The sequence below is a fragment of the Bacillus sp. MYb209 genome (genome assembly GCF_002975175.1).
Taxonomy (GTDB): domain Bacteria; phylum Bacillota; class Bacilli; order Bacillales; family Bacillaceae_G; genus Bacillus_A.
On the sequence record NZ_PCNZ01000120.1, the window covers coordinates 1 to 1,483 of the forward strand.

At 36.0% G+C, this 1,483-nt stretch carries 2 protein-coding genes; one reads left to right on the forward strand and one right to left on the reverse strand.

Annotated features, from left to right (window positions below; translation table 11 throughout):
• Positions 1-40: 40 nt before the first annotated feature.
• Entirely contained in the window at positions 41-1,072 is a 1,032-nt protein-coding gene (locus CQZ94_RS30680) for a GH25 family lysozyme (protein ID WP_105588430.1), read from the forward strand.
• A gap of 37 nt (positions 1,073-1,109) precedes the next feature.
• On the opposite strand, the gene CQZ94_RS30685 is transcribed toward CQZ94_RS30680, so the two are convergent.
• A complete protein-coding gene (locus tag CQZ94_RS30685) occupies positions 1,110-1,442 on the reverse strand; it encodes a hypothetical protein (protein WP_105588431.1) in 333 nt (110 codons plus the stop codon).
• Positions 1,443-1,483: the final 41 nt, after the last annotated feature.

Below are 1,483 nucleotides of genomic sequence, written 5' to 3' on the forward strand. Positions count from 1 at the left end.
GTAAACAAAAACAAGAAGATAAAAAGGGAGATGTTCAATAATGAAAAAACATATTATCGATATTTCAAAATGGAATGACAGTATTAATTGGGATGTATTAGCTCCTCAAATTAGTTTAGCGATTTGCCGTGTTCAATATGGATCAGATACAGTAGATGGATTATATAAACAACATGTAGCGCAATTAGAGAAACGTGGCATTCCACATGCTGCCTATGCGTATGGATGCTATGTTTCTGTTAATGATGCAATTGTGGAAGCGAACGATTTTATGAAAAGAACAAATTTAAATGCTAAATTCTTAGTGCTGGATTGTGAGGATGATACATTAAAAAGTTGTGGCCCCGACAATCTAGCAGCTGCTTCTCAAGCTTTTATTGATACATGTAAAGCGGCAGGTTGGAAAGTCGGATTTTATGTATCACATCATATGTACAATCAATATGGTTTAAATAAGGTAAAAGCAGACTTCTTGTGGATTCCTCGTTATGGAAGTAATAAACCAGCCTTTGCGTGTGATCTATGGCAATATGCAGACGGAGAAACAGGCGGTTGGCTTGATGGTGTAGGAAAAGTTGACTTAAATGTTCTAAATGGAGACAAGCCATTATCTTGGTTTATTGGTGGTAATGAACTAAATCCAATTAACCCAATTGATCCAATTCAGCCTATTCAAAAAGAGGGAATTGGGCATGCAACATCAAAATACGATAATGGCTATGGTGTGAATCTATATGAAAATCCTGCTGATCCTATTTTTGCTGGACGTATTACACAAAAAATCCCTTACTTAATCCAGAAAGGATACTGGGGTGGTGGAGAAAAAGACATGATCTGCCTTGGGAATGAAAAGCAGTGGGCTTACCTAAAACATTTTGATGTGAAATGGTTCTATGCGCATTCTAAATATCCTGTAGGTTGGGGGATTGCAGTTCATAGTGAGCCAGAATGTATTAACCATGTTGGAAATATTGACGGTTCTACTCCTTATCGTATTTGGGGAAGAGTTGGCGACGCAATAGATATTGGTGGTAATCGTTGGATTCGTGAGGAACATGTAACTATTAAGTAAAAACAAGAGCCGTCATTATGACGGCTTTTTTTATTTATTACAAATCAGATATTCTTCTAACTTGTTTTCCCTTATTCTTTAAACTTCTCTTATATTGTTTGAAGTCTTGTTTCTCCACATAGAATTGTTCGCCCGTTGCAACGTTTTTCACTAAATATGTTTTCAACGTAAATTCCTTGATTGAAAAATAAGTGGCCCATATCCATATTGAAAGTGTAAGTGTTGGAACAGCTAATAGAAAAGTAGTAACTAAAATAACAATATCTACTTTAGGAGTTACTCGTTTTAAAACTAAACGTTTCCCAGGTGCAGCTTGAGCTTGCTCTAATTGCTCCATACGTTGTAACGAAGCAATAGTATCGTAACTCATGTAATGACCTCCTTGAAGTGATACCTAAATCATACCAATTT